Consider the following 5,525-nt stretch of genomic DNA (forward strand, 5'->3'; position numbering starts at 1 on the left):
TATGAGGAGAAACTGATGGCTATTTGGGGCGCAGATGTAGAGCAGCTCAGGACTCTTGGCACGAAGCTGCAGGCCGGTGCTTCGGAGATCGAGCAGCAGCGGAGCAACCTCACCCGCCTGCTGGACAGCACCGTCTGGGAAGGCCCGGACGCGAAGACCTTCCGCAGCGAATGGTCCGGCACGCACACCAGTGCTTTGAACCAGGTCATCCAGGCGCTCAAGGATGCCGGCCAGAAGGCCACCAGGAACGCCAACGAGCAGGACCAGGCTTCACGCTAAGCCCGCTCTTGCTTGACCGAGGGCCCGGACACACCGTCCGGGCCCTCCTGGTTAATCGGGGCTCCCCTATGGCTGCGGCACTCAGTTAGCGCGCCACTCAGGGGACAGGCTCGACGTCGTTCGCGTGATCCAAGGGCGCCGCCATGCCGGGGGGAACCGCGGCACCGGCGCGCAGCTCATCCAGCCGCACCAGGACCACGCCGGCGACAATAAACACACCGCCCACAAGCTGAATCGCACCGGGCAGCTCACCCAGAAGCAGCCACGCCCAGATCACGGCGAACAGCACCTCCGTCAGCGAGACGAAAGACGCCACCTTGGAGCCGAGCGCGCGGGCAGCCATGATGCCGGAAACGTAGGCCAGGACAGTGGCCAATATTATCAGCCCCGACAAGGGAACCCACCATGGCGCAATCCAGGGGCCCAGCCGGGTGTCCGCAGTGCTGAAGGCCATGGGAAGCAGTCCCGTGGCAGCGGCCAGCCACATCACTGCCGCTCCCACCAGGAGGCCGCCTGAGGCCAGCACGATCGGCGGCAGGGAATCGTTCTCCTTCGCCGTGATGAAGAAATAGATGGCCAGGCACACCGCAGCGGCCAGCCCCCAGAGAACCCCGACGACGTCAATTTTGACTGCGCCGGTAAGGTCCAGCACCAGCACCAGGCCTGCGAGGGACAGCACGGTTCCGCCGACAGTCCAGACCCGCGGGCGTTTGCGGCTGGCTGCCCAGAGCCACAGCACAATGAGCACCGGGGCAAGGTACTCAAGCAGCAGCGCCACCCCCACGGAGAGGCGTGCCACGGCGTTGAAATAGAAGAGTTGGCACGCGGCCACCCCGATAAGGCCGAAAAGGCCGATGGTGACCCAGTTGTCCCTGAGCTGGTGCCACCGTCCCTGCAAAGCCAGGACCGCGGGAAGTACCAGGATCAAGGCGGCACCGGTCAGTCGCGCGGTCACGGCGGCGCCGGGTGACCACCCGGACTCCAGTAGCGCTTTGGCAAAGGAGCCGGAGAGTCCGAAGACAGCGGAAGAGAAGAGCGCGATCCCCAAGCCGGAGCCGAGGAATCCCCGCGCGGCTGCGGGGTTGAGGGCGGCGGACACCGGCGCCTCCTGTCAGGAGTAAAGTGGGGTTATGGTCCTGACATTACGCCCGGCATCGGTAAGGAGTCAAGATGGTATTTGCCCCTGACACCGAAGTTGCCCTGCGCACGGTGGTCAACCTCATCAACACGGCGACGAACGGACGTGAATCCTTGGCTACCGTGGCCGACCTTGACCACTTCATTGACGCGGAGCGGTTCAGCGGCTCCCGCGTCCGCGACGACGCGGAAGTGGCGAGCGTGCATGAACTGCGTGGTCGGCTGACCACGCTCTGGACGGCGGACGAGGACACGGCGGTGGCTGGCGTCAACCGGCTGCTGCGCGAGGCCAATGCACTCCCCCAGCTGATGAAGCACGACGGGTGGGACTGGCATCTGCACGCCACCACCGGGGAGGCACCGCTCGCAGACAGGATGGGCACGGAGGCCGCCATGGCCCTGGTGGACGTCATCCGAAGCAAGGAGATGGACCGCCTGCTGGTCTGCGCGGCGGACGACTGCGACGCCGTGGTGCTGGACCTGAGCCGAAACCGGTCCAAAAGGTACTGCGACACCGGGAACTGCGCCAACCGGGCGCACGTCGCGGCTTACCGGGCGCGGCAGGCGACAGCGGGCCGCGGGCCGGCGGGCGCGGTTTTAGGAAGCTAGGAGCGGCTGGTACCCGGGCCGTCGGCGTCGGGGGTTTCCGAAGAGCCGCCCGTGTGGTCCTGGCTGCTCCCACCGAATCCGTGCGAGGTCTTCTTGTCCGAGCTGAGGTTGATCCCGGAGCCCTTGCCCAGGTGTTCGGCGTTTTCCTTATAGCTCATGGAGAGCATGGCGGCTATCACCAGCGTGACAATGAAAGCGATGCCGGCGCCCGTGAAGGCAAGATCGAACCGCGGGGCCTTTGCGCTTCCGCCGGAAGCGAAGATCAACACGGACACGAAGGCGAGGACGGCCCAGAACGCGGAAAACATCAGCGGCCCCTTCACCGAGGTCCGCAGCTTGCGCGGTTTGCCTGGTTGCTGGTCTGCCACGATATTTCCTCCTACAGCCAGGCCGGATCGACCTGCTGATATCAAATGTTGTGAATTGTCCCGGCCCGGCAGATTTTCTACGCCGGGTAGAACGGTCTGCTTCTAGTTTACGGCTTCCGGGAGCCGCCCCGGGCATCGTGCCTCAGGGTCAGCCCGGACAGGACCCACAAGACGCCGGAGATGATGGCCCCGCCGCCGGCTACACCCAGCAGGGCATGGGCTCCCAGGCTGATGAAGAAGGGAAGACACACCGCAGTGCCGAGGCCGACAATGCCGGAGGCGATCCAGTCGCGGGCTAGCACGTGGCGCGCGCGGTACCGGACTCCGCAATAGAGCTCCACCGCTCCGGCCAGTCCGAGGCCGAGGGCCGCGACCACGCCAAAGACCCTGTCCCCGTACAGCAGTACCAGCGCAGCACCGGCACCTGTCAGGACGGCCCCGGCTGCGGAGAGGATTTTGCCGGGCATCCGGTTCCGCGTGTAACCCGTCTTCGGGATTCCCCAGAGCAGCAGCAGGCCGGTGCCCAGCAGATATAGCCCGCCTGCCCAGCCCATGACCTGGATTGACGGCGAAGGCCAAAAAATTGTCAGGGCGCCGAAGGCGAGTGCGGCCAGAGCACGGAGCAGTACCGGCTTCCACAGGTCAGCCTGCTGGGCGGTGTCTGCGGCTGTGTCTGCGGGGGTCAGTGATTGGTTCACCGGTCCAGTTTAGTGGGAGCGGGTCCTATGGCGAACCCAGCACCATCCAGCGGTCCGACCGGGCGCGGAGGCCCAGGGTCACGGCGCGGGCCGCCATGTAGCCCAGGGCAAAAGCCGCCCACAACCACGCGAGCCCCGCCGGCGCCGGTCCGCCGGCGACGGCCACGGCTACCAGCAGCGGGGCGTAGACGGCAAGGTTCACCACCCCGGCCAGCGCCAGGTACCTGGCATCGCCGGCTCCGATCAGCACCCCGTCCAGGACAAAAACGTAGCCGGCGACGGGTTGGCCGGCCGCAAGGATCCAGAGGGCGTACATCAGGGCAGAGTGGACGCCGGGGTCCGAGGTGAACAACGCCCCGGCCCATGGCGCAGCGACGGCCAGCAGCACGCCGGTGATGACGCCGAACCCGGTACCCCAACGAATCATTGTCCGTGTCAGTAGCCGTGCGGTGGCCGGGTTTGACGCACCCAGTTCCTTGCCGATCAGGGCCTGCGCAGCGATCGCGAGGGCATCGAGGGCAAATGCGAGAAACGTGAAAATGGTCATGGCCAGCTGGTGGGCCGCGAGGTTCACCGCACCTTGGCCCGTGACCACAAAGACCGTGGCCAGGATGGCGACGCGCAGGCTCACTGTGCGGAGCATCAGCCAGGAACCGACGCGGGTCATTGCCCTGATGCCGCTCCAGTCCGGCATCAGGCTGACGCCGTGCCTAACCGCATTCCGGTTGACCATCACCAGATAGACGGCAGCCATGACCCACTGCGCCACACTTGTCCCGATCGCCGAGCCGGCTACGGACCAGCCGAGGCCATAGACCAGCCACAGATTAAGCAGGATGTTGAGGGCGAACCCGGCTGTGGCCACCACCAGCGGCGTCCTGGTGTCCTGAAGTCCACGGAGGACTCCCGTTCCGGCGAAGATCAGCAACATGGCCACCAAGCCCGGCATCGACCAGCGCAGATAGTCCACGGCAAAAGCCCGGACGTCGCCTTCCGCCCCCATCAGCGTGACCAGGGGTTCCGCGGTCCAAAACCCTGCCACTGCCAGGACGAAGCCCAGCAGGAGAGCCAGCCAGACGCCGTCGCGCCCTGCGGCGAGGGCCTTGCCCAACTGACCGCGGCCCATAGCCCGGGCGACCGCAGGGGTAGTGGAGTAGGCGAGGAAAATCATCAGGCCGACGGCGGTATGCAGCACTGCGGAGGCTAGCCCCACGCCAGCCAGCTGGGCGACACCCAAATGTCCCACGATGGCCGAATCCGCGAGCAGGAAGAGCGGCTCGGCAATCAGCGCGCCAAACGCGGGGACCGCCAGCCGCAGGATGTCCCGGGCGGGACTGGCGGGGCGCACCACGGCAACAGCGGAGGATGGGTTCGGCACAGTGCCAGCTTAGTGGCGGCCCAGCCGTGGATGCCGGGCCTCCATGACGTACCGAGTCATGACAAAGACCACAAAAGCGCTACATTAGTTGACACTTCAACCAATACTGCGGGACACTCGAACCATGAACCAGTCACGCCTCACCACCACCGCCCTGACCATCCTGCGCGTCGCCCTTGGCTTCCTCTTTGCCGCCCACGGCTGGCAGAAGTTCAACGAGTGGACCATCGCGGGCACCCAAGCCGCCTTCACCCAGATGGGCGTGCCCGCAGCCAACGTGGCCGCACCCCTGGTCGCAGGCCTCGAACTGGCCGGCGGCATCGCGCTCATCCTGGGCGTGCTCACCCGCGTGGTCGCCGCGATGCTTGCCCTGGACATGATCGGCGCGATCGTCCTGGTACACGCCGGCGCCGGCGTTTACGCTGACAAGGGCGGGTTCGAACTCGTACTGCTCCTGGGTGCTGCCGCCCTGGCACTTGCCCTCACCGGCGCCGGCCGCATCTCCGTGGACCGCGCACTGTTCGGCCGCATGAACAACAAACTGGCAGTCCTCGCCTAAGCCACTCGGTACGCCGCCCGCACTCCCCCCACCCAGCCCCCTTCCCGCCCCGGACGCTCTCTCACTTAATGGGCGTTCGAACGGTACGCTCTCTCACTTTCTTGAGGAAAGTGAGGGAGCGTTTCGGCTTTATAAGGCCATTAAGCTTGTATGCCCCTTGCGGGGCGCCCGTTCCGGGCTGAAAATGTGCCTGTGGTCGCCTGCCGACGCCGTAGTCACTATGGTTCTTTCAGGCCGTCGTTAAGCCGGGTGCCGGGGATCACGCCGTGGGCCCTTCACTGTTTCTTTTGCCAAGAACGAGGACTAGATTCCGATTTTTCCCGGTGATCCCCGCGGGCGGCCGCCTACGCAATCAGAGCGGGTGTTTTTCGTGAGGAGATGAACACGATCATGCTGGCGGCAATCGAGGATGAGGAACAGATTATTGGCAGGGTCGCTGCCCTGGATATCGGCAAAGCCGAACTCGTGTGTTGTGTCCGGGTCCCTGCGGAGGGGAA

At 65.7% G+C, this 5,525-nt stretch carries 7 protein-coding genes; 3 read left to right on the top strand and 4 right to left on the bottom strand.

Features of this window, described 5'->3' with window-relative positions; genetic code table 11:
- On the top strand, positions 1-279 hold a 279-nt coding region (locus AB4Y73_RS20255; RefSeq protein ID WP_441872011.1), incomplete at its 5' end, for a WXG100 family type VII secretion target.
- A gap of 97 nt (positions 280-376) precedes the next feature.
- Here the strand turns inward: AB4Y73_RS20255 and AB4Y73_RS20260 are convergent.
- On the bottom strand, positions 377-1,378 hold the full coding sequence (locus AB4Y73_RS20260; protein WP_441874462.1) for an EamA family transporter: 1,002 nt from the start codon (positions 1,376-1,378) through the stop codon (positions 377-379).
- Positions 1,379-1,449: 71 nt separating this feature from the next.
- Here AB4Y73_RS20260 and AB4Y73_RS20265 point away from each other — a divergent pair, with 71 nt between their 5' ends.
- Positions 1,450-2,025 carry a CGNR zinc finger domain-containing protein gene (locus AB4Y73_RS20265; protein WP_441874464.1) on the top strand — a complete coding sequence of 192 codons (576 nt, stop codon included), beginning with the start codon at positions 1,450-1,452 and terminating at the stop codon, positions 2,023-2,025.
- Here AB4Y73_RS20265 and AB4Y73_RS20270 read toward each other — a convergent pair.
- The 3 genes from AB4Y73_RS20270 to AB4Y73_RS20280 all read right to left on the bottom strand — a co-directional run bounded on the left by AB4Y73_RS20270 (position 2,022) and on the right by AB4Y73_RS20280 (position 4,469).
- On the bottom strand, positions 2,022-2,393 hold the full coding sequence (locus tag AB4Y73_RS20270) for a hypothetical protein (RefSeq protein WP_441874466.1): 372 nt from the start codon (positions 2,391-2,393) through the stop codon (positions 2,022-2,024). The two genes, AB4Y73_RS20265 and AB4Y73_RS20270, sit on opposite strands and share 4 nt — an antisense overlap.
- A 107-nt stretch (positions 2,394-2,500) precedes the next feature.
- Positions 2,501-3,091 carry a hypothetical protein gene (locus AB4Y73_RS20275; RefSeq protein ID WP_441874467.1) on the bottom strand — a complete coding sequence of 197 codons (591 nt, stop codon included), beginning with the start codon at positions 3,089-3,091 and terminating at the stop codon, positions 2,501-2,503.
- A 25-nt stretch (positions 3,092-3,116) separates the two neighbouring features.
- Positions 3,117-4,469: an MATE family efflux transporter gene (locus AB4Y73_RS20280; protein ID WP_441874469.1), complete on the bottom strand. Its 1,353-nt coding sequence runs from the start codon at positions 4,467-4,469 to the stop codon at positions 3,117-3,119.
- A gap of 124 nt (positions 4,470-4,593) precedes the next feature.
- Here AB4Y73_RS20280 and AB4Y73_RS20285 point away from each other — a divergent pair, with 124 nt between their 5' ends.
- A complete protein-coding gene (locus AB4Y73_RS20285; RefSeq protein ID WP_441874471.1) occupies positions 4,594-5,028 on the top strand; it encodes a DoxX family protein in 435 nt (144 codons plus the stop codon).
- Positions 5,029-5,525 lie beyond the last annotated feature (497 nt).

The sequence above is a fragment of the Pseudarthrobacter sp. TAF60_1 genome, from assembly GCF_052113505.1.
Taxonomy (GTDB): domain Bacteria; phylum Actinomycetota; class Actinomycetes; order Actinomycetales; family Micrococcaceae; genus Arthrobacter.